Source organism: Lentzea sp. NPDC055074, assembly GCF_053608005.1.
Map to the genome: position 1 here is coordinate 278,996 of NZ_JBSGUQ010000006.1, position 20,305 is coordinate 299,300.

Sequence of the window (20,305 nt, forward strand, 5' to 3'; positions counted from 1 at the left end):
TCTGACGCTTCCGAGACCTGTGTCGCCGCCACACGTGGTCCGCATGGAGCTGGACACGTTCTCCGGCGTCGACCGTCCCGCGCTGGCCAGGTGGTTCGGCGCCCTGTTCACCGAGCTGCTCGCGCCCCTCTGCCCGGCCTCGGTCGAGGAGCTCGTGGCGGTGGCGCGCGACTACCACCCCTCCGACACAACGCCCTGGGGGCCGCCGGGATATGCCCGCCTGCTGCTCTCATCGGGTGAGTTCACCCTTCCGTCGTGGTCGGCCGCCCTGGACGACCTGCCGTCGTTCCTGCGCGTGCAACTGGTCCAGCTCGACGGCCAGGGCCTGCCGCTGGTCGACCACGGTTGGTGCGCGGAGATCCTGCTGAAGGACGACCCCGCGTTCCCGCACCAGGTCGTGGTCACGGCGTCGCGCTCGCTGTTCGCCGGGTGGATCTCCCATGTGGTGCAACAGGAATGGCTGTCGGCCTTCCGCTCGGGAGCCACTCTCGTGCAGGCCTCGGGCGGCTGGATCACGCTCGACCGCGTCGGTGTGCGGACCGCGCACGAGGTGGCCGCCGGTGTGGGCCTCGACGAATCCCTTTTCATGGCAGCGGAGTTGACGCGCGGCCCGCACTGGGCGACATTGCTCGGCCCGCGCCAGGTCGCTGCTTTGGGTGGTGTGCAAGAGGTCTGTGCGACCGCGCCGTGTTTTTCCGTTGAGCACTTGGGCGGCGGTCGCATACTTTTGCAGCTCACGGAGCACCTCGACGAGGTGCCGCCGGACGTGGTGGCGAAGCTGACCGAGTTCCTCACCCCGGTGCTGCACTGAGGGAGGGGGTGCCATGCCGTTCGTGGATCCGGTGCGCAGGCTCGCCATGCCCGCCGAGGCGCAACGCAGCTACCTGGAGTCCATCGGCACCGCGCCGTCGGCGGACGAGCTCGCGCTGGAGTTCGACGACGTCCTGCACCACCTGCGCGGCCTGGACGCCGAGGCCGTCGCACTGGCCGAGCGCATCGACGCCCTGCTCGACACGATGAGCGGCCCCAGCCCCGTCTGGCGCGTCGACGCGCTGGCCTGCTCACCGCAGTGGGCGTCGGTTCGGGAGCTGGCCACCGAACTGCTGCGCCTGCTGCCCTTCGACGGCCACCCGCGCCCGTTGGCAGGCTCGGAACGCGCGGTGCTGGAGCGGATCCTCGCCGCGGACCTCCCCGGCGCCGCCGCGCTGCGCGCCCAGCTCGACCACGTTCGCGTCCTGAAGCCCTGGTACGAGGGCTCCGCCAGCCTCGACCTCGACACCGGCGGACCTGCCGCCGAGGTCGCGGACGGCGTGCTGCCGATCGACGCCCAGGTGCACGAATCAGGTGCTCCGGTCGGCGAGATCGTGCTGTGGGTCGCGGACGGGCGGCTGTCGGCGATCGAGTACGCCTGGCTGACCGACGAGCCCCCGGCGAGACTGCCACCGGCCGGCCAGGTGACCGCGCGACTGCGTTGACCGGCGGGATGCGGCTTCGTTTGGGACCCTGTCGTTCGTGAGGCTTTCCCCGAAAACCGACGTGCTCATGGCCGTGGACACCGCCCTGCGCCCCACGGGCTTCGTCCGCCGTGGCCACGTGTGGCTCCAGGACCGCGGTGACGGCGTCTCCGGCTGGCTCGGGTTCGGCATGGCGGGCTCGCTCGAACTGACCCCGCTGGTCGGCGTCTGCTTTCGCCGCTACGACGAGGTCTGCCGCGCACTCGGCGTCGGAATCCCGACCACGCCGATGGTGTCCACCCCGCTGGGCCACCTGATGGCCGACAAGCCCGTCTGGAAGTGGACCTTCAAGCCGGGCGGCGACCACGCGCCCGGTGCTTCGGCACTGGTGGGCGCGATTCTCAAGCACGGCAAGCCGTACATCGACAAGTACGCCAAGTGGGACGTCCTGGCGCGTGAGCTCGTGGCCAAGCCGGAGTCGTTGCTCGACTTCGAGCGGGCGCGGAAGCTCGCGGTCATCCACGTGCTCGGAGGGAACGCTGGTGCCGCCCGTGAGGCGTTGAAGAAGGAGACCGAACGGGTGGCGGACAGCGAGGACGCCTACACGCGTGCTCATCGCGCGCTCGTGCACCGGTTCGAAATCGCGTTTCCCGGCTGACGTGCCGCGATGACAATGCTCGGGTGAGCGACTCCGTGATCGAGGTGGCGCGCCGGTCCCTGGCGGACCTGGTCGGCGCGCGGCGGCGTTGCGCGGGCCGTGCCTGCGACTTGGTCTGGTTCGGGTTCGGGCCGATTCTCGAGCTGCCCGACAGCCGGGGCGGGACCCGGGAGATCGCCGAGTTCGCGCTGCACCTGCAGGGCCCGTGGCGGATCTACCTCGGCGACGAGCGCCTCACGGGGAGGTCCGACGTCTACCTGCCACGGCCGGGCTGGACCGGTGGCGGCGAGTTCGACTGGGACGTGCAGGGGGCCAACAGGTTCGACGTGCGGGCCGCACAGCTGACCACGCGGCTGGACGGCGCGCGGATCGCCGTGACGTCGGTCGAGGTGGACGCGGAGGGCGATCTGACGGTGTTCCTCTCCGGCGGCTTCCGGATCGAGGCGCGGTGTGGTGACTCGGGGCGCGAGGACTGGCGGTTCTTCCGGCCAGGCAACGACGACGACCACGTGGTCATGCCGTCCGGGAGCTGAACCAGCCAGGACATCCTCGTGCGTCTCGCACCCCGACCGATTTTCCCTTGTTTTCCCGGCCAGATGACTTAAGGTCTCGATCCTGACCGTTCTACCTGGGGGATTCACAATGCGTGCAGTTCTGGCGATGACGGCTGCCGTCATGTCGCTGTGCCTGACGGCGGGCGCCGTCCAGGCCGATGCGCCGCTGGTGAGCGAGTGGCGACTGGACGAGGTGTCCGGCACGACCACCATCGACTCGGTGACGGGGGCGAGCGGCACGTTGGCGGGCGCCGCCGCGTTCGGGCCCGGCGTGTTCGACGGGGGCCTCGTGTTCGGCGGCGGCACGGTGTCCGCGCCGCTCGCGGTCGACACCGGCAACAGCTTCACCGTGTCGGTGTGGGTGAACCTCGATTCGACGTGTGCCGAGCGCAAGTGCAAGTTCGCCGCTGTCAGCGCCGATGGTGAGCGCAGCAGCCGCTTCTCGCTCGGCTACCTGAAGGACCGCGACCACCTCGGAAACTGGTACTTCGAGATGGCGGAGGCCGACACCGACGCCGCGCCGATCACCGCGACCGCGACCACGACGTTCCCCGTGGAGACCGGCGTGTGGACGCACGTGGTGGGTGTCTACGACGCTGAGAGCGGGACCAGCTACGTGTACGACTCCGGCTCGCTGGGCGGCTACGGGACGGTCAACACGCAGTGGGCCGGCACCGGTGCCCTCACCCTCGGCGCGCTGCAGAAGGCGGGCGTGCGGACCGGGTTCTTCCCCGGCTCGGCCGACGAGGTGCGGTTCTACGACCGTGCGCTCACCCACGACGAGGTCTTCGCGCTGCACCACCCCGCGAGCTGAAACCGGCAAAACACCCGCAGGCGTCTCGGCACTCCGCACCGGGCACTGGCAGGATGGAACGATCAGCGCGTCCGACAGAGGTGGTCCCCGTGACGAGTCCGTTCGCCAACCCGAACCGGCCCGGCGTCCCTCCCCGCCTGCCCACCCCGCCGACGGGGTGGCCGATCGGCTCCTACGCGACGTACGAGGAAGCGCAGCGCGCGGTCGACCACCTCGCGGTCGAGGACTTCCCGGTCCAGGACGTCATGATCGTCGGCGTGGACCTGATGCTCGTCGAACGCATCACCGGCAAGCTCACCTGGAGCCGCGTGCTCATGACCGGCGCGGCGAGCGGCGCGTGGTTCGGTCTCTTCGTGGGGTTGCTGCTCACCCTCTTCAGCCCGGAACCCGGAGTGACCGTCGGGCCGGTGCTGACCGGCCTGATCACCGGTGTGTTCTTCGGCCTCGTGTTCGCGGCGGTCGGGTACGGGTCGGCGCGCGGCAAGCGGGACTTCCAGTCCGCGTCCCAGTTGGTCGCGAACCGGTATGACGTGCTCTGCCACCCGAAATCGGCAGAGCAGGGCCGTGACCTGCTCGCGAGGCTCGCGATGCGGCCCGTGAACCCGAGTTCTTAAGACTCCCATAAGGCCATTGGTTCTGAATCGTTGCTTCCCTTGGTTGCGGCTCCTGATCACCCGGCTTAGGTTCATCTGACCGGTCCGCCCGGTGCGGGCTGGTGGCACGACGAGGTGCCGGGCTCTGCGGTCTGGCTCCTCCGTGTAGTCGGGAAGGAGGCAGGGCCGATGGGTGCGACGAGGCGCTATCGACTCGCCGCCGGAGTGGGAGCCGCGGTACTCGCGGCAGGAACGCTTTCGGCGTGCGGGTCTGGCGACCAAGGCATCACCGTGAACGTCTACAAGTATCCCCAGGAGAACTTCCAGGCCATCGTCGACAGCTGCAACGCGAAGGCCGGCGGGCGGTACAACATCGTCTACAACAAGCTGCCGCGGGAGGCGGACGGGCAGCGCGAGCAGATGGTGCGCAGACTCGCGGCCGAGGACGACAGCATGGACGTCCTCGGGCTCGACGTCACGTGGACCGCCGAGCTGGCGAAAGCGGGCTGGATCAAGGAGTTCACCGGTTCGGTCAAGTCGCAGGTGGAGTCCGGCACGTTGAAGACGCCGCTCGACACGGCGACCTACGAGGGCAAGCTGTACGGAGCGCCGGACAACACGAACGTCCAGCTCCTGTGGTACCGCTCGGATCTCGTGCCCACGCCGCCGAAGACGTGGGACGAGATGATCTCCATGGCCGAGGCGTTGGTGGCGGAAGGGAAGCCCGGCCAGATCGTGGCGCAGGGAAAGCAGTACGAGGGGCTCGTCGTGCTGTACAACACCCTCGTCAACTCCAACGGCGGCACGATCCTCGACGAGAACGGCACCAAGGCCGTTGTCGACGCGAAGGCCGTGGAAGCGTTGGGGGCGTTGAAGAAGCTCGCGACGTCGAAGGCGATCGACCCGTCGTTCTCCAACGCGGCCGAGGACAACGCGCGCCTCGCCATGGAAGGCGGCAACGCGGCGTTCCAGCTGAACTGGCCGTACGTCTACGCGGCGGCGCAGAAGAAGCCGGACTTCGCGAAGAACTTCAAGTGGGCGCCGTACCCCACGGTCAGCGGTGAGCAGTCGAAGGTCACCGTCGGCGGGATCAACTACGCCGTCAGCAACTACACCACGCACACCGAGGAGTCGTTCGACGCGGTGCTGTGCCTGCGTGGTGCCGAGGCGCAGAAGCTCGCCGCGCTCAAGGACGGTGTGCCGCCGACCATCGAGGCCGTCTACGACGAGCCCGAGATGGCCGAGGCCTACCCGATGCGCGACGACATCAAGGAGACGCTGAAGAACGCGAGTGTGCGGCCGCGCACGCCCGCCTACCAGAACGTCTCGACGGTCATCTCCACCATCCTGTCGCCGCCCGCGAGCATCGACCCGCAGGCGACCGGCGACAGGCTCCGCAAGGAACTGCAGGACGCTCTCGACTCCAAGGGGGTGTTGCCGTGAGCCACGCGGTCACGGAGAAGCAGGACGCGGCGCCAGAAGCCGCTGCCCCCAAGAAGAAGGTCGCGCTGAGCGAGGGCAAGAAGGCCGAGCGCAGGCTCGGCTGGCTGCTCTGCGCGCCCGCCGCTCTCACCATGATCGCGGTGACCGGCTGGCCGATCCTCTACTCGCTGCTGTTGTCGATGCAGAGGTTCGACCTGAAGTTCCCGGACCGCACCGAGTGGATCTGGTTCGACAACTACGTCACCGTGCTCAGCAGCCCGTACTGGTGGGACGCGGTGTGGGTGACGGTCGTGCTGACGGTCGTGACCGTCGCGGTCGAACTGGTGCTGGGCATGTCGCTCGCGCTGATCATGCACCGGGCGCTGGTCGGCCGGGGCATCGTCCGCACGACGACGCTGATCCCGTACGGCATCGTCACGGTCGTGGCCGCGTTCTCCTGGCGCTTCGCCTGGACGCCCGGCACCGGCTACCTCGCCGAGGCCCTCGGTGGCGATCCCGTGCTGACGGAGAAGATCCCGGCGTTGATGGTCGTGGGTCTCGCGGAGATCTGGAAGACCACGCCGTTCATGGCCCTGCTGCTGATGGCGGGCCTGGCGCTGGTGCCGGACGACCTGCTCAAGGCCGCCGCGATGGACGGCGCGAGCGGGTGGCAGCGGTTCATCAAGATCACTGTGCCGATCATGAAGCCGGCGATCCTGGTGGCACTGCTGTTCCGCACGCTCGACGCGTTCCGCATCTTCGACAACCTCTTCGTGCTCACCGCGGGCTCGCAGGGCACGTCGTCGGTGTCGATGCTGACCTACAACAACCTCATCAAGGGCTTGAACCTCGGTATCGGGTCGACCATGTCGGTCCTGATCTTCATCATGGTCGCGATCATCGCGTTCGTGTTCATCAAGCTCTTCGGCACCGCTGCCCCCGGCAGTGACGACGGGGGGAAGCGCTGATGGCTGGTATCGGAGGAGCGGAGACCCCCGCGAAGAAGTGGGGCTGGGGTGTCCTCAACACGGTCGTCGTGATCTACGCGCTGATTCCGGTGCTGTGGATCGTGTCGCTGTCGTTCAAGTCGTCGGCGACGCTGGCCGACGGCAACTTCATCCCTCGCGAGTGGAGTCTGGAGAACTACCAGAACATCTTCTCGACGTCGGAGTTCACGAGGGCGCTGATCAACTCCATCGGCATCGCGATCATCGCGACCGCGATCGCCGTGGTGTTCGGCACGATGGCCGCCTACGCCATCGCGCGGCTCGACTTCCCCGGCAAGAACCTGCTGGTGGGCGTCTCGCTGCTGATCGCGATGTTCCCGCAGGTCTCGCTGGTGTCCCCGCTGTTCGAGATCGAGCGCTCGCTCGGCCTCTTCGACACGTGGCCCGGCCTGATCCTGCCGTACATCACGTTCGCGCTGCCGCTCGCGATCTACACCCTGTCGGCTTTCTTCCGCGAGATCCCCTGGGAGCTCGAGAAGGCGGCGAAGATGGACGGTGCGACGCCGGGGCAGGCGTTCCGTCGCGTCATCGCGCCGCTGGCCGCGCCGGGTGTGTTCACGACGGCGATCCTCGTGTTCATCTTCTGCTGGAACGACTTCCTGTTCGCGATCTCGCTCACCTCGACCGAGCAGTCGCGGACGGTGCCGGTGGCGCTGTCGTTCTTCACCGGCAGCTCCCAGTTCGAGGACCCGGCCGGGTCGATCGCGGCCGCGGCCGTGGTCATCACGATCCCGATCATCCTGTTCGTGTTGTTCTTCCAGCGCCGGATCGTCGCCGGCCTGACCTCCGGCGCCGTCAAGGGGTGAGTTGACCAATGGCAGAGATCGTTCTGGACCAGGTGACCAAGCGGTATCCCGACGGCGCTTTGGCCGTGCAGGAAGTCAACCTGGAGATCGCGGACGGCGAGTTCATCATCCTCGTCGGACCGTCCGGCTGCGGGAAGTCCACCACCCTCAACATGATCGCGGGGCTGGAGGACATCACGGACGGCGAGCTGCGCATCGGCGGGCAGCGCGTCAACGAGAAGGCGCCCAAGGACCGGGACATCGCGATGGTGTTCCAGTCCTACGCGCTGTACCCGCACATGACGGTGAAGGAGAACATGGCCTTCCCGTTGAGGCTGGCCAAGGTCGACAACGCGACGGTGGAGAAGAAGGTCAAGGAGGCCGCGGAGATCCTGGACCTCTCGCAGCACCTCGACCGCAAGCCGTCCAACCTGTCCGGTGGCCAGCGGCAGCGCGTGGCGATGGGCCGCGCGATCGTGCGCAGCCCCAAGGCGTTCCTCATGGACGAACCGCTGTCCAACCTGGACGCCAAGCTCCGCGTGCAGATGCGCACCTCGGTGTCGCGCCTGCAGAAGCAGCTCGGCACGACCACGGTGTACGTGACGCACGACCAGACCGAGGCGATGACCCTCGGCGACCGGGTCGTCGTCATGCGCGGCGGTGTCGTGCAGCAGATCGGCGCACCGCAGTTCCTCTACGAGCAGCCGGCGAACCTGTTCGTCGCGGGCTTCATCGGCTCCCCGTCGATGAACTTCGTGCCGGCGACGCTCGAGAACGGCGCGCTGCGGTCGGTGATCGGCGACGTGACGCTGACGGACCGGGTCCGGCAGCTGGTCGAGGGTGCCGACGCGCCCCGCGAGGTGATCCTGGGCATCCGCCCCGAGCACTTCGAGGACGCGGCGCTGGTCGAGCCGGCGAAGCTGTCGGCCGGCGGCAAGTTCACCTCGCAGGTCGACGTGCTGGAGTCGATGGGCTCCGACAAGTACGCCTACTTCAACCTCACGGGCGAGCAGGCGGCTTCGGCGGAGCTCCAGGAGCTCGCGGCGGACGCGGGATCGGACGACGTGCCGGGTGACGGCATCTCGCTCGTGACCCGGCTGTCGTCGGCGTCCGCCGCGGTCGAAGGCGGGTCGGCGGACATCTGGTTCGACGCGGACAAGGTGCAGCTCTTCGACCCGTCCAACGGCAGGAACCTGACCTACACGGAACGGTGAATTCTCGTTTTACGAGCCGCCTTCCCCTCGCGGGAAGGCGGCTCTTTCTATGTCACCCGATCGTGTAAGGGCGAAAGCCTCCAGCTCCTCAGGGCCGATCAGTCGAGGTCATCTGCCCTGCCGAACTCGGTTCGCCATTGGGCGCTCGGCAGCGACATCTCATCGAAACATGTTCTGCACATCTTCGGGTTGTCCGCACGCTTGTCGAAGGCGGGTACAGGACCACAGGGGGGTTCCGGGGAACCGCCGCCCTAGTGAAAGAGAGCGTGCCATGGGGATCCTGGACGGAAAAGCGGTCGTCATCACGGGCGCAGGCCGAGGACTGGGCGAGGCCTACGCGATGCACGCTGCCCTCGCGGGTGCGTCGGTGGTGGTCAACGACAACGACGGTGACCTGGCGGAACGGGTCGCCGAGCACATCCGCGAGTTCGGCGGCCGTGCCGTCGCCTCGAACCACACGGTCGCGGACCCGAGCGAGGCGGCCAAGATCGTCGACCTGTGCGTCGACGAATTCGGCCGCGTCGACGGTCTCGTGAACAACGCGGGCCTGAACTACGAGACCGCCCCCTGGGAAGACGATCCGGAGACCATCAAGCACGTGGTCGAGGTGAACGTCCTCGGCGTCATCTACGTCGGAATCGCGGCGATGCGCGCGATGCGTGCCACCGGCGGCGGTTCCATCATCAACATTTCCTCCGGTGCGTCATTCGGCCAGCGCAAACTCGCCACCTATTCGGCTACCAAGGGCGCGGTGGCCTCCCTGAGCTACTCGTGGGCTCTCGACCTGGAGTCCGAAGGCATCCGCGTGAACTCCGTGTGCCCCGTCGCGCACACGCGGATGGTGTGGAAGTCGGAACGGTCCCTGCGCGCCATTCCGGCCGACCGGACGCCGGGCAAGGTGGCGCCGCTCGTGCTGTTCCTGCTCTCGGACCGCGCCGAGGGCATCACCGGGCAGGTCATCCGGTGCAACGGCAGGCAGCTGCACATCGTCGGCCAGCCGTACTTCAAGCAGCCGATCCTGGAGAGCGACAACTGGGACACCGCTTCGGTGGAGCGGGCGTTCACGGGCGTGCTGCAGGCCCACCTCGAACCGTACGGGTTGGAGAAGAGGATGCCTCCCCGGCTCCGTGCGCTGGTGGAGCCTTCGCAGACCGCCTGAGCCGGTGGGGGAGGCGCCGTCCGGTGCCCTGGCGGCGCCTTCCCCGCCCTGGTCAACTGCGGACGGCCGCGCTTGACGCGGTGCTGGTTTCCGCGCGTGGTTTCTACGCTTCCGTCCTACGTGGACACGGCCTTCGACGACCCCGAGCTCCTGCAGGCGGCCCTGAAGCTGGTCTCCGGCGACCTCGGCCCCGCACTCGAGTTCCTCGCCTCCACCCGAGACCAGCCGTACCGCCGCGAGCTCGCGGTCGACGTGCTCGGCGGTGCGGGCAACATGGTGCTGCCCGCGTTGCTCGACGCGGAGGAGGAGCGGCCGGATGACGTGAACCTCCTGCTGTTGCTCGGCGGCGCGCAGACCATCGCGGGCTGGGAGGAACGCGGCGGCAAGCGCGCGAAGGACACGTCCGCCGAGCAGTTCGCGGGCCTGCGGAACTTCACGCAGCGAGCGCGCCAGACCCTGCACCGCGCCGCGGAGCTGGACCCGGACGACGTGGCGCCGTGGGCCGCGCTGATGCCGGTGGCGCTGGGGTCGCCCACCCACCGCGGCGAGGCGGCGGAGATCTACGACGAGGTCGCGAAGCGCGTGCCGGACCTGGTCAACGCGACCTGGCGGCGGCTGCAGACGAAGACCGCGAAGTGGTACGGCGGTCACGAGGAGATGTTCGAGTTCGCGCGCGCCGGCGTCGAGGGCCTGCCGGACGGGCATCCGCTGCTGGCGCTGGTCCCGATCGCGCACATCGAGATGCACCTCGACAAGATGGCGAAGAGCGGCAAGTGGGCGCGGAAGTGGGAGATCGCGACCCTGTCGTACTGGAAGAAGCAGCGCGCCGAGGTCGACGCCCTGTCCGCGCGGCTGCTCGCCGGCACCGCCGTGCAGCCGTACTCGTTGTGGGCGCACCAGATCTTCGCGATGTTCTACTTCCAGGCCGAGGTGAAGGACAGGCTGGCGCTGCACCTCGCCCGGAGCGGTCAGCGGGCGGCGCGGTGGCCCTGGGCGTACCTCGGGGACCCGGACCGGCGTTTCGCCGCCGCGCACGAGGCCGCTGCCCAGGCCTAGGGCGTGTCCCGGAAGTTCGTCTGGTGGCAGGCGCGGGCGAGAGACCCGGAGACGGTGCCGCCGCGACGTCCTCATACCGCGGGCGTATTCGGGCGTCGCGGCGGTGCCGTCTCCGTGGCCCTCGGCCGCCACTGCCGCCCGACGGGACTTCCGGGACACGCCCTAGCGCCACGACGGGTAGTTCGGTGCGACCTCCGCGTAGCGCTCGCTCCAGCTCGGCGGCGTCTCGTTGCCCAGGAACGCTTCCGCGCGGTCGAAGAACGCGTGCGTGCCGGGCGCGAAGCCGCGCGCGTTGCGTTCGGACAGTCCGGTGTGGGTGAACCGGAGCAGCGTCTCGTCGCCGTCCGCGGTGAGCTCGTAGCGCACGACGCCGTCCTCGACGATCTTCTGGTGCCACTCGTGTTCGAAGACCGCGCTGCCATTTTCCGGCGGCTGCCACGTCAGGATGCGGCCCGTCACGCGCTTGGCCTCCATGGGCGCGGGCGGGTCCTCCGGTTCGATGACGACCTCTTCGGCTCGCGGGTCAACGGTTCCCTCGCCGAACCACGCCTTGCGCTCGGCGTCGTCGGTGATGGCGGACCACACGCGGTCGATCGGGAACCGGAACCGGCGGTGGAACGTGAGGGTGGCGTGCTCGCCGTCGACGGTGATGGTGCCGAGGTCGGTCATCGGTTCTCCAGGTGCTGTTCGAGTGCTGCCAGGTGGTCGCGCCAGAAGCGGCGGTACGGGGTGATCCAGTCGTCGATGCGTTGCAGGCCATCGGGCCTGAGCGCGTAGATGCGGCGCTGGCCGTCCGGCCTGGCCTCGACCAGTCCTGTCTCGCGCAGGACGCGGAGGTGCCGGGACACGGCCGGTTGGGTCAGGTCCGGGAGGCTGTCGACCAGCTCACCCGCCGTGCGCTCGCGTTCGGCCAGCAGGCTGATCAGGTGCCTGCGGGTGGGTTCGGCCACGGCTTCGAATACGTCCACGCACAGTTGTATAACTTAGTGCGTATATAAGCACAAGCGTATGCGGCGTTCTGTTGACGTTTTCGCACGTCACACGGATGGCTGCCGACATTGTCGGACCTGCCTGTCACCATCGGGACATGGCCGAGCGCAAACCCAGAGTCACCGACTGGAGACTCGTCGTGCAGTCCCGGTTGGACCGGGTCCGCGCGGATCTCGCCGCGCTCGGACCGTCCGACCCGGTCGATCCCGAGGGCGACGTGTGGCGTCGCACGGCCGAGGAGCAGGCCGCCGTGGTGGAGGCGATGCTGGCCTCGCGCGAGCCGTGGTGGCGCATGCTGCCGTCGTGGTGGTCGGGCTGGCACATCGAACGAGCCTGGCGAGCCCTGCACGAGGCCGAGGTGGCGACGATCTCGGCGGAGCGCGGGTTCCTGGGGCGGTTGCCGGGGCTGCAGGCGCGGGTGGCGCAGTACCTCGACGAGGACGATCCGCGCCGCCGTGCCCTGGAAGCGTTGCGGCCGGGGGAGTTCACGCCCGCGGTCGAGCGCGCCATCGTGGTCGACGCGCTGCGGGCGGCCTACGACAACTCGGACTTCGCGCACGCCGGTTCCCGCGCGCTGCGCAACAAGCTGATCGCCGCGTCCCTCGTGCTGTTCGTGATCAACACGGTTCTCGGCGTCGTCGGCATCGTGAAGCCCGGCATCATCCCGCTCTGCGTGGACCCGAAGGAGAACGCGCTGCCGACGGTCTGCCCCGGTGGCACGGCGAAGGCGTCCGGTGTGGACGTGTGGCTGGTGCAGGTGCTCGGCGCGTTCGGCGCGGTGCTGGCCGCCGTGGTGCTGCTCTTGCGCCGCCGGCCCTCGCTCTCGCCGTACGTGATGATCGGCTACCAGGCGCTGATCAAGATCATGCTGGGCGCGGCACTGGCGGTGGTCGGCATCCTGGCGCTGGGAGCAGGCGTGACCAGCGGCCTGATCGGCATCCCGTCGGCGGCGGCGTTGCTGCTGTGGGCGGTCATCTTCGGGTACGCGCAGCAGATCGGCACCCGGCTGCTCGACAAGTACACCGACGAGGTCCTCGACCAGGCCCGTCCGCTGCCGGACGCGGACAGCCCGCGGGTGGCGCCGCGGTGACCGGTCGGGCGACCGTGCGCCGACAGCTGATCAGCTCGTCGGTGAGCGACAGCCGCAGCCGTACTCTCAAGCCCGAGGGCCCCGCCCCTGCGACCGAGTCTCCTCCCGCACCGCGTTGATCACCTCGGCGTCCCACCGGTGCGTGCGGATCAGCCGGTACCGCTCCGCCGCCACCCACATGTACGCCTCGGTCTCGGTGCGGTCGCCGATCATCTCCGCCTGCCGCAGCATCGCCACGACCGGCTTGTACTCGTCGGCGTACCAGCGGCGCGCCACCTCGGCGCGGTCCAGGAACTGGCCCGTGTCCTGCATCAGCCGGAACCCCCACGCCTCCACGTGCTCGCCGAGCTGCGCGTAGTGCCACGGGTCGGACAGCAGCACGGCGGCGCGGGCCTCGCCGCTCAGCGGCACGCGGTCGAGAAACAGGCGGCGGTAGTCCTTCACGATCAGGTCGCCGCGGTAGCGGATGCCGGACGAGTCGATCCGGGTGATCACCTGCGTCACGTACGCGTCGATCACCTCCAGGCCCAGGGCGTGCGCCACCGACACGCGGTGGTGGCCGTCGTTGATGAAGTGCAGCTCGCCGATCCGGTACACGTCGATCGGGGGCACGCTCTCACCCCGGCGCGCGGCCAGCGCGAGGCGTTGCCAGCGTTCCCGGACGCGGCCCGAGGTCGGGCGGAAGCGGCGGTCGAAGTCGCGGGTGCGGTCGACGCTGCCGACGATCGAGTCCAGCCGGATCGACTGCAGGCCCAGGCGTTTCTCCGACGCCATGCCCAGGGCGTCCACGACCTCGTGGAACGGCAGCATGATGTTCACGTCGTCGGGTTCCCGGCGCAGCCAGGCCGCGAGACGCGACATCACCTGGCGCCGGCGGGCGCGCAGGAAGTCGCTCTCGGCATCGGCCACGGGGAAACCGGTGTCCCGTCTCATCACGCCACCTCCAGCACCTTCGAGGGAATCACGTTGATCACCCGCGTCGAGCCCAGCGTGCGGTCCGGGCGCGGGTGGCCGTGCGGGTGAATGTGGCCGTGCAGCATGAACGTGGGCTGCAGCCGCGTGACAAGTCCGCGTAAACACGCGAAGCCGCGATGCGGGCCGTCGGGTTCGTCGCCGCAGTCCGACGGCGGCGAGTGGGTCAGCAGCACGTCCACGCCACGTCCGTCCCGCAGCCTGCGCCACCCGGCCAGCCGGGACACCCGGCGGGCACGGCGGGCCTGCTGCCGTTCCGTCCACTGGTTCGGGCCCTTGTTGTAGCGGATCGAACCACCGAGCCCGGCGATCCGCAGGCCGGCGACGTCGACCACGCGTTCGTCCGCGTTCACCGCACCGGCTGGACCTGGCCAGCGCACCGGCACACCCGCCTTGGTCCACAGACCGCGCACGTTCGAGTAGCCGGACAGGTCGGGGTCGTGGTTGCCGGGAACGAACACGAGTGGCTTGTCCAGGGCGTTGGCCAGGTGTTCCAGGTAGTCGAACGGCAGGTCACCCGCCGCGAGGATCAGGTCGACGTCCCCGTGCTGGAACACCTTGTCGGTCCACAGCTGTTCGACCACCTCGTCCGCGACAACCAGAATCCGGGCCATTCCAGCAGCCTAATGAGGTCTTTCCTCACATGACGGTCGGCGGCGCTGCCGTTACCGTGGATCGCGTGCTTGCCGAGCTGTTCGCCGCGTCCGCCCACGGCTGCCGCGACCGCAGTCCGCTGACCCAGCGCCTCCTCACCGACGCCGCCGAGGACCTGAGACAGGGCGGCGTGACGACCCGGATCATGGCGGGGTCCGAACGCGAGCGGGAGGGCTCCGTGCCCGGCCTGCGGTTCGCGGGCGCCGTCCACCGGCTCGTGCTCGAGGGACGCGCGCCGGGCCTCGCGAAGCACTACCCGTCCGTCGGCGGCCAGCCCGACCTGCCGGCGCTCTGGGAGGACGCGTTGCCCGCGCTCACCGCCAACGCGGACGTGCTGAGGCACCGCATCCAGGCCACCGTCGTGCAGACCAACGAACCCGGCCGCAGCGCACCCCTCTACGGCGGCCTGATGGTCGCCGCGCAGGAAGCCGCGAAGGCGGCGGGGAGGCACGTGCCGTTCTGCGTGCGGCTGCTGGAGGTCGGCGCCAGCGGCGGGCTCAACCTGCGCCCGCACCACGTCGCCTACCAGCTCGAGGACACGGTCCTCGGCGACCCGGACAGCCTCCTGGTCCTGAACCCGGAGTGGACCGGCAGGCCGCCCGCGGACCTCGGCCACCGGCTGCGCGTCGTCGGCAGGGCCGGCTGCGACCTCAACCCGGTCGACGTGTCCACAGAGGACGGACGGTTGCACCTGAGCTCGTTCGTCTGGGCGGACCAGCTGGAGCGCTGGAACCGGCTGCGCGACGCGCTCGACCTCGCCGCCACCGACCCCGTGCGGGTCGACCGGTCGGCGGGCCCGGAATGGCTCGCGAAACAGCTCGGCCGCGCCGAACGCGACGTGCTCACCGTCGTGTGGCATTCCGTGGTGTGGCAGTACGTCTCCCCGGCGGACCGGGCGATGGGCCGGGCCGTGCTGGCCGACGCCGCCGCGAAGGCGACGCCCACGACACCGTTGGCGCTGCTGGTCTTCGAACCGCGCCGCACCGACGACGACTACCGGTTCGAGCTGCTGCTCAAGCTCTGGCCTGCCGGGATCTCGCTGAACCTCGGCCACGGCGCGGGCCACGGCACGCCGTTCACCTGGAACGTCACCCCCTGGGAGTGACGACCGGGTTCACGACGTACCGGCCGTCCTGCATCTCCACGGGCAGCCGGAACTCGGCGCGGGTGCCGTCGTGCGTGTACTCGACGACGATCGCACCGTCGCGGTAGACACCACGATCCACCCGCGCGGTCTGGAACTGGTCCGCGGTCGCCTTCGCGACGTCCTCGCCGCCGACCGCCAGCAACGGCTCCAGCTTGTGGAAGTCGTGTGCGCGCAACGCGTTCGTCACCTCGGAGGCGAGCTCGTCCGGTGACTCGGCGCCCGGTGACGGCCAGAGCGCGATGGACACGAAGACCATCATGAGCCAGCCGACCGGGAACACCAGCAGCCAGAACCTGAGGTTCGTGAGCCGCTCTCTCACGTCAGGGGGTTCCGCTGATCAGCACGAACACGGTGGTGATCCAGCAGAGCAGGAAAGCGAGGATCCAGAAGCGGATGTTGGTGAGGATTCTGGTCATGACAAACCTCTTCTACAACGAGCAAAGCGAGCGAAACCGGGACTAGAGCCAGCGATTTCGGCGCAGTATTCGGTAGAGCGTGAGGCAGGCGATCAGGACCAGGCTCATGATCAGCGGGTAGCCGAACTTCCACTTCAGCTCGGGCATGTAGTCGAAGTTCATGCCGTACACGCCGACGACCATGGTGGGCACGGAGATGATCGCGACCCACGAGGTGATCTTGCGCATGTCGGTGTTCTGCTGCAGCGTGATCTTCGCGAGCGTCGCGTCGACCAGCGTCGTCAGCAGCTCGTCGAACGCCGTGACGCGCTCGGAGACCTCGGTGAGGTGGTCGTCGACGTCGCGGAAGAACGCGCGCACCTGCTCGGGGATGAGCGGCGTGTAGCCCTCCGCCAAGCGGCGCAACGGGTTCGCGAGCGGCATGACCGCGCGGCGCAGCTCCACGACCTCGCGCTTGAACATGTAGATCTGCTCCGCGCTCACCTCGGTGCGCGGCGCGAAGACCCGTTCCTCCATGCGGTCGATGTCGTCCTCGATGTGGTCGGTGACCTCGAGGTAGTTGTCGACGACCTGGTCGGCGATCGCGTGCATCACCGCGGACGGGCCGATCTCCAGGCGCTCCGGGTCCTCCTCCAGCACGTGCCGCAGCTTGGAGAGACCGGAGTGGTTGCCGTGCCGCACGGTGATGACGAAGTCCTTGCCCAGGAACACCATGATCTCGCCGGACTCGACGATCTCGTTGGCGGTGTCGGGCGACTCGTTCGTCACGTAGCGAACGGTCTTGAAGACCATGAACAACGTGTTGTCGTAGCGCTCCAGCTTCGGGCGCTGGTGCGCGTGCACCGCGTCCTCGACCGCGAGCTCGTGCAGCCCGAACGTCTCGGCGATGCCCTCGATCTGCTCGGCGTCGGGCTCGTGCAGGCCGATCCAGACGAAGCCGTCCTTGCGCTTGCGCACCTCTTTGACGGCGTCGGTGTGCGTCCAGCGCCCAGGCAAGCGCTTGCCGTCGACGTAGACCGCGCAGTCGACCACGTAGTGCGACAACGGCACGGAGATGTGCGGCGGCGTCGGGCGCTGCTGAGACCCGCGGCCGCGGATCGAGGGCAGGCTGGGCATGGTGAGTTCCTCCAGGTACACGCCGGCGTGAGGTGCGAAAGCACGACGGGCGCCCCGACCGGGTGGAACCGGAACGATCTAGATGAGTCCAGACGGACCTAGAAAGCCACCTCGGTGAGGACGCGCTTGGTACTGGCAGGGTGGGGGTCCTTGCTCATTTAGGGGTCCTCACCTCCTCGGGGCGAAGTCACTGGTGGTGGAAATCCTCACACACCGGTTGCCGAGGGTACTCCCTCCGCGTAAAGACTGTCTCCCCACCTGAGGCAGATCTCGATCACACGTAGTTGGAGGCGCGGTGCAGTTCGGTCGGTACTACGAGGAGTTCGAGGTCGGAGCGGTCTACAAGCACTGGCCTGGCAAGACGGTGACGGAGTACGACGACCACCTGTTCTGCCTGCTCACGATGAATCACCATCCGCTCCACATGGACGTGAACTACGCGGAGAACACGACGGACTTCGGCAAGAACGTCGTCGTCGGCAACTACATCTACTCGTTGCTGCTGGGCATGTCCGTGCCCGACGTCTCCGGCAAGGCGATAGCCAACCTCGAGATCGAGTCGCTGCGGCACGTGAAGCCCACGTTCCACGGTGACACGATCTACGGTGAGACCGAGGTGCTCGACAAGACGCCGTCCAAGTCGAAGGACGACAGGGGCGTGGTCTACGTGGAGACTCGCGGCTACAAGCAGGACGGCACGGTCGTGTGCATCTTCAGGCGCAAGGTCATGGTGCCGAAGCAGTCCTACGGCGAGGCCCGCGGTGGCGAGCAGCCTGGACGCCCTGAACCCAAGGAGTGACGTGACTTCTCTGGACCTGGCACAGCAACGCCTGCGCGCGTTCGCGGAGGAGGCCTCGGCCCTCTCCCCGCTCTACGAGCACCTGGCGTCGCGCGCTGCCGAGGATCCGGAGGTCGCCGACCTGCTGACCGCCGCCAGCGAGGACGACGCCACGGGCGAGCTCCTGCTGGCGGCGGCCCACCGGCTCGTGCAGGCCGAGCCGTTCCACCAGCTCTCGAACTACTACCCGTCGCTCGGCGGGACCTATGGCGCGGACGAGAGCACCTGGCCGTTGTTCCGGGACTTCGTGCTGGAACGCGGCGACCGCGTGCGGGCCCTCGTGGCCTCGCAGGTGGTCCAGACGAACGAGGTGCGGCGCGCGGCCCTGCTCTACCCGGCCGTCGCCGCCGCGGCCAAGCAGGCGGGCGGACCGATCGGGCTCGTGGAGGTCGCGACGACGGCCGGTCTGCTGCTCGGCCTCGACCAGTACTCGTACCGGTACCAGACCGCGGAGGCCGGCCAGGTCGTCGCGGGGCCCGCCAAGGCGGCGCTCGGGCTGCACTGCGCGTTGGAGCTCGCTCCCGGCGCAGCGCTGCCGAAGCTGCCCAAGACGGTCAAGGTGGCCGCGAAGGCGGGCATCGGGGTCGCACCCGCCGACCTGGCCGACGAGGACGCCTACGCGTGGCTGGAGGCCTGTGTGTGGGCCGACCAGCCGGAGCGGCTGCGGCTGTTCGGAGTGGCGTGCGGGGTGCTGCGCAAGAACCCGCCCCGTCTCGTGGCCGGCGACCCCGTCGCGGACCTCGCCAAGGCGGTAGAGCCGATCGACGCGCCGCTCGTCGTCATCACGAGCGGGTCCGGGCTCGACCTCGTGCCCGCCTTGTCGGCTTTGGGCAGAGATGTCTGGTGGGCGGCGCACGAGGCCGGTGAGCTGCGCCTCATCCGCGTCGGTGAGTCCGGCGCGGAGACGACCACCCTGGCCACGACCGAGGCCCACGGACAGCGTCTCGTTTGGCGCTGAACGACACCCCTAACGCGTGAACCCTGATCAGGTCCTGGGCAGGCAGTTCCATTCAGAGAGCGCTTCCACGAGCCCTTCGGTGGTCGGGAGTGTGTCCAAGGTCGCACCGTCGACCCAAGCGACATCCGATGCGTCGTCGCCCGCTCGGAGCACACCCGACGTGACCTGGCATTCGTAGTCGAAGATCACGAAAACCCCGTTCGGGGCCGGTCGCTCCACGTGGCCGACTAGGCGGCCGACGGTGACGGAGAGTCCCGTCTCCTCGGCTAGTTCCCTAGTCACAGCCGCCTCATCGGTCTCACCAGGCTCCACGCGTCCGCCTGGTATCGACCACATGCCCTCACCAGGCGGATTGGCGCGTCGCACGAGCAGTAGTCGCCCGAACGAGTCATGGACGATGGCTCCGACGCAACGGATCGTGCGCTTGCTGCTGGCCGTCACGATCACGAAGCGTAGTCACACCGGATCGGCGGTGCTGTGCGCTACCCCGGCTGCGGTACAAATCTCCCAAGGTGCTGAATCGTGCTGTACAACGGTCACGAACGGCGCCAAACGGGTGCGACGCGGACGGGGTGGACACCGTGAACTTGAAGAAGATTCTCACTTTCGCTGGAATCGCCTTGCTGTTGTTCTTCCTGATCGCGGAGCCTCAGCAGGCGGCCCAACTCGTGCAGAACATCCTCAACTCGTTGCGAACCGCGGCCGAGGCGCTGATCACGTTCGTGCGTTCCGTCTTCTAGTCTGGTACCAGCCACCCGCCGGGGTGGCGGAGCAGGTCAGACAGGGCACTGCCTGGTACCAGGAAAGGCTGGTAGCGCATGTTCGCACCACGTGATCCGGACGACTACCTGCTGTCGAGCGAGCGTCGGGTCATCCGGGTGCGCAGGCACTGGTCCTATCTGATCTGGGACGTCCTGGAGGCGGCGGCACTGCTCGCCGGCTTCATGATGATCTCGTACCTGGCCCCGGCGGACGCGGCCGTGATCCAGAACGTGCTGTGGTACGGAGCGCTGCTGGTCCTCCTGCGGCTCTCCTACTTCATCATCGAGTGGTGGGTGGAGCGCATCGTCGTCACCGACAAGCGCTTCATGCTGACCTCGGGCGTCTTCGAGACCAAGGTCGCGATGATGCCCATCAGCAAGGTCACCGACCTCACCTACGAGCGCACCGTCGGCGGACGCATGTTCGGCTACGGCACGCTCATCGTGGAGTCGGCAGGTCAGATCCAGGCGCTGAACCGCCTGGAGTTCCTGCCGGACCCCGAAGAGGTCTACGACGCCATCTCGGAGCTGACCTTCGGCGACAAGAAGGCCCAGGCCGAGCGGTTCTCGATGATCAAGGCCCAGCGCGCCGCGCGCGGCAAGAAGATGGTCCCGTAACACGGGTCGTTCATCACGTCGTCCACACT

At 68.5% G+C, this 20,305-nt stretch carries 25 protein-coding genes; 18 read left to right on the top strand and 7 right to left on the bottom strand.

The features are described 5' to 3' along the window. Nucleotides 1-43: 43 nt before the first annotated feature. The 12 genes from ACWF7A_RS17175 to ACWF7A_RS17230 all read left to right on the top strand — a co-directional run bounded on the left by ACWF7A_RS17175 (nucleotide 44) and on the right by ACWF7A_RS17230 (nucleotide 10,716). The gene (locus ACWF7A_RS17175; protein WP_452251404.1) at nucleotides 44-811 is read left to right on the top strand and encodes a hypothetical protein; all 768 of its coding nucleotides are present in this window, start codon (nucleotides 44-46) and stop codon (nucleotides 809-811) included. 13 nt (nucleotides 812-824) lie between these two features. Further along, nucleotides 825-1,475, top strand: coding sequence for a hypothetical protein (locus ACWF7A_RS17180; protein ID WP_452251405.1), 651 nt, complete (start codon nucleotides 825-827; stop codon nucleotides 1,473-1,475). Between the two features lie 37 nt (nucleotides 1,476-1,512). After that, nucleotides 1,513-2,112, top strand: a complete 600-nt coding sequence (locus ACWF7A_RS17185) for a hypothetical protein (RefSeq protein ID WP_452251406.1) — start codon at nucleotides 1,513-1,515, stop codon at nucleotides 2,110-2,112. Between the two features lie 23 nt (nucleotides 2,113-2,135). Next, entirely contained in the window at nucleotides 2,136-2,645 is a 510-nt protein-coding gene (locus tag ACWF7A_RS17190) for a hypothetical protein (RefSeq protein WP_452251407.1), read from the top strand. Between the two features lie 109 nt (nucleotides 2,646-2,754). Beyond that, a complete protein-coding gene (locus ACWF7A_RS17195) occupies nucleotides 2,755-3,480 on the top strand; it encodes a LamG domain-containing protein (protein WP_452251408.1) in 726 nt (241 codons plus the stop codon). Between the two features lie 53 nt (nucleotides 3,481-3,533). Next, nucleotides 3,534-4,094, top strand: coding sequence for a general stress protein (locus ACWF7A_RS17200; protein ID WP_452251409.1), 561 nt, complete (start codon nucleotides 3,534-3,536; stop codon nucleotides 4,092-4,094). A 168-nt stretch (nucleotides 4,095-4,262) separates the two neighbouring features. Beyond that, nucleotides 4,263-5,516, top strand: coding sequence for an ABC transporter substrate-binding protein (locus tag ACWF7A_RS17205; RefSeq protein WP_452251410.1), 1,254 nt, complete (start codon nucleotides 4,263-4,265; stop codon nucleotides 5,514-5,516). Further along, nucleotides 5,513-6,463 (top strand): carbohydrate ABC transporter permease, encoded by a 951-nt coding sequence (locus ACWF7A_RS17210; protein WP_452251411.1) that lies wholly within the window; start codon nucleotides 5,513-5,515, stop codon nucleotides 6,461-6,463. Before ACWF7A_RS17205 ends, ACWF7A_RS17210 begins: the two co-directional genes overlap by 4 nt. Next, entirely contained in the window at nucleotides 6,463-7,308 is an 846-nt protein-coding gene (locus ACWF7A_RS17215) for a carbohydrate ABC transporter permease (RefSeq protein ID WP_452251412.1), read from the top strand. The genes ACWF7A_RS17210 and ACWF7A_RS17215 overlap by 1 nt, the downstream gene beginning before the upstream one ends. A gap of 8 nt (nucleotides 7,309-7,316) precedes the next feature. After that, entirely contained in the window at nucleotides 7,317-8,501 is a 1,185-nt protein-coding gene (locus ACWF7A_RS17220; protein WP_452251413.1) for an ABC transporter ATP-binding protein, read from the top strand. 271 nt (nucleotides 8,502-8,772) lie between these two features. After that, nucleotides 8,773-9,660, top strand: coding sequence for an SDR family NAD(P)-dependent oxidoreductase (locus ACWF7A_RS17225; protein WP_452251414.1), 888 nt, complete (start codon nucleotides 8,773-8,775; stop codon nucleotides 9,658-9,660). A 96-nt stretch (nucleotides 9,661-9,756) separates the two neighbouring features. Then, nucleotides 9,757-10,716, top strand: coding sequence for a hypothetical protein (locus tag ACWF7A_RS17230; protein ID WP_452251415.1), 960 nt, complete (start codon nucleotides 9,757-9,759; stop codon nucleotides 10,714-10,716). A 162-nt stretch (nucleotides 10,717-10,878) separates the two neighbouring features. Here the strand turns inward: ACWF7A_RS17230 and ACWF7A_RS17235 are convergent, their stop codons facing one another. Further along, complete coding sequence (locus ACWF7A_RS17235) at nucleotides 10,879-11,385, bottom strand: SRPBCC domain-containing protein (RefSeq protein ID WP_452251416.1); 507 nt, start codon at nucleotides 11,383-11,385, stop codon at nucleotides 10,879-10,881. Continuing rightward, nucleotides 11,382-11,684 (bottom strand): ArsR/SmtB family transcription factor, encoded by a 303-nt coding sequence (locus ACWF7A_RS17240; protein WP_452251417.1) that lies wholly within the window; start codon nucleotides 11,682-11,684, stop codon nucleotides 11,382-11,384. Before ACWF7A_RS17240 ends, ACWF7A_RS17235 begins: the two co-directional genes overlap by 4 nt. Nucleotides 11,685-11,803: 119 nt before the next feature. On the opposite strand from ACWF7A_RS17240, the gene ACWF7A_RS17245 reads away from it, so the two are divergent. Beyond that, complete coding sequence (locus ACWF7A_RS17245; protein ID WP_452251418.1) at nucleotides 11,804-12,796, top strand: hypothetical protein; 993 nt, start codon at nucleotides 11,804-11,806, stop codon at nucleotides 12,794-12,796. A gap of 66 nt (nucleotides 12,797-12,862) precedes the next feature. Here the strand turns inward: ACWF7A_RS17245 and ACWF7A_RS17250 are convergent, their stop codons facing one another. After that, complete coding sequence (locus ACWF7A_RS17250) at nucleotides 12,863-13,729, bottom strand: chromosome partitioning protein ParB (protein ID WP_452251419.1); 867 nt, start codon at nucleotides 13,727-13,729, stop codon at nucleotides 12,863-12,865. Then, nucleotides 13,729-14,382 carry a metallophosphoesterase family protein gene (locus ACWF7A_RS17255; RefSeq protein WP_452251420.1) on the bottom strand — a complete coding sequence of 218 codons (654 nt, stop codon included), beginning with the start codon at nucleotides 14,380-14,382 and terminating at the stop codon, nucleotides 13,729-13,731. The genes ACWF7A_RS17250 and ACWF7A_RS17255 overlap by 1 nt, the downstream gene beginning before the upstream one ends. Before the next feature lie 65 nt (nucleotides 14,383-14,447). Between ACWF7A_RS17255 and ACWF7A_RS17260 the strand changes: the two genes are divergently transcribed. Then, nucleotides 14,448-15,527 (top strand): DUF2332 domain-containing protein, encoded by a 1,080-nt coding sequence (locus tag ACWF7A_RS17260; RefSeq protein WP_452251421.1) that lies wholly within the window; start codon nucleotides 14,448-14,450, stop codon nucleotides 15,525-15,527. Here ACWF7A_RS17260 and ACWF7A_RS17265 read toward each other — a convergent pair. Both ACWF7A_RS17265 and corA read right to left on the bottom strand, forming a co-directional pair. Further along, the gene (locus tag ACWF7A_RS17265) at nucleotides 15,511-15,888 is read right to left on the bottom strand and encodes a hypothetical protein (RefSeq protein WP_452251422.1); all 378 of its coding nucleotides are present in this window, start codon (nucleotides 15,886-15,888) and stop codon (nucleotides 15,511-15,513) included. The two genes, ACWF7A_RS17260 and ACWF7A_RS17265, sit on opposite strands and share 17 nt — an antisense overlap. A gap of 139 nt (nucleotides 15,889-16,027) precedes the next feature. Further along, entirely contained in the window at nucleotides 16,028-17,101 is a 1,074-nt protein-coding gene (corA, locus tag ACWF7A_RS17270; RefSeq protein ID WP_452251423.1) for a magnesium/cobalt transporter CorA, read from the bottom strand. Nucleotides 17,102-17,396: 295 nt separating this feature from the next. Here corA and ACWF7A_RS17275 point away from each other — a divergent pair, with 295 nt between their 5' ends. Both ACWF7A_RS17275 and ACWF7A_RS17280 read left to right on the top strand, forming a co-directional pair. Then, nucleotides 17,397-17,900 carry a MaoC family dehydratase gene (locus tag ACWF7A_RS17275; RefSeq protein ID WP_090099673.1) on the top strand — a complete coding sequence of 168 codons (504 nt, stop codon included), beginning with the start codon at nucleotides 17,397-17,399 and terminating at the stop codon, nucleotides 17,898-17,900. A gap of 1 nt (nucleotide 17,901) precedes the next feature. Then, on the top strand, nucleotides 17,902-18,897 hold the full coding sequence (locus ACWF7A_RS17280; RefSeq protein ID WP_452251424.1) for a DUF2332 domain-containing protein: 996 nt from the start codon (nucleotides 17,902-17,904) through the stop codon (nucleotides 18,895-18,897). 27 nt (nucleotides 18,898-18,924) lie between these two features. Here the strand turns inward: ACWF7A_RS17280 and ACWF7A_RS17285 are convergent, their stop codons facing one another. Then, nucleotides 18,925-19,338, bottom strand: a complete 414-nt coding sequence (locus tag ACWF7A_RS17285) for an NUDIX hydrolase (RefSeq protein ID WP_452251425.1) — start codon at nucleotides 19,336-19,338, stop codon at nucleotides 18,925-18,927. Nucleotides 19,339-19,478: 140 nt separating this feature from the next. Between ACWF7A_RS17285 and ACWF7A_RS17290 the strand changes: the two genes are divergently transcribed. Together ACWF7A_RS17290 and ACWF7A_RS17295 are read left to right on the top strand one after the other, a co-directional pair. Next, nucleotides 19,479-19,637: a hypothetical protein gene (locus tag ACWF7A_RS17290; RefSeq protein WP_169746024.1), complete on the top strand. Its 159-nt coding sequence runs from the start codon at nucleotides 19,479-19,481 to the stop codon at nucleotides 19,635-19,637. 78 nt (nucleotides 19,638-19,715) lie between these two features. Continuing rightward, on the top strand, nucleotides 19,716-20,276 hold the full coding sequence (locus tag ACWF7A_RS17295) for a PH domain-containing protein (protein ID WP_452251426.1): 561 nt from the start codon (nucleotides 19,716-19,718) through the stop codon (nucleotides 20,274-20,276). Nucleotides 20,277-20,305 lie beyond the last annotated feature (29 nt).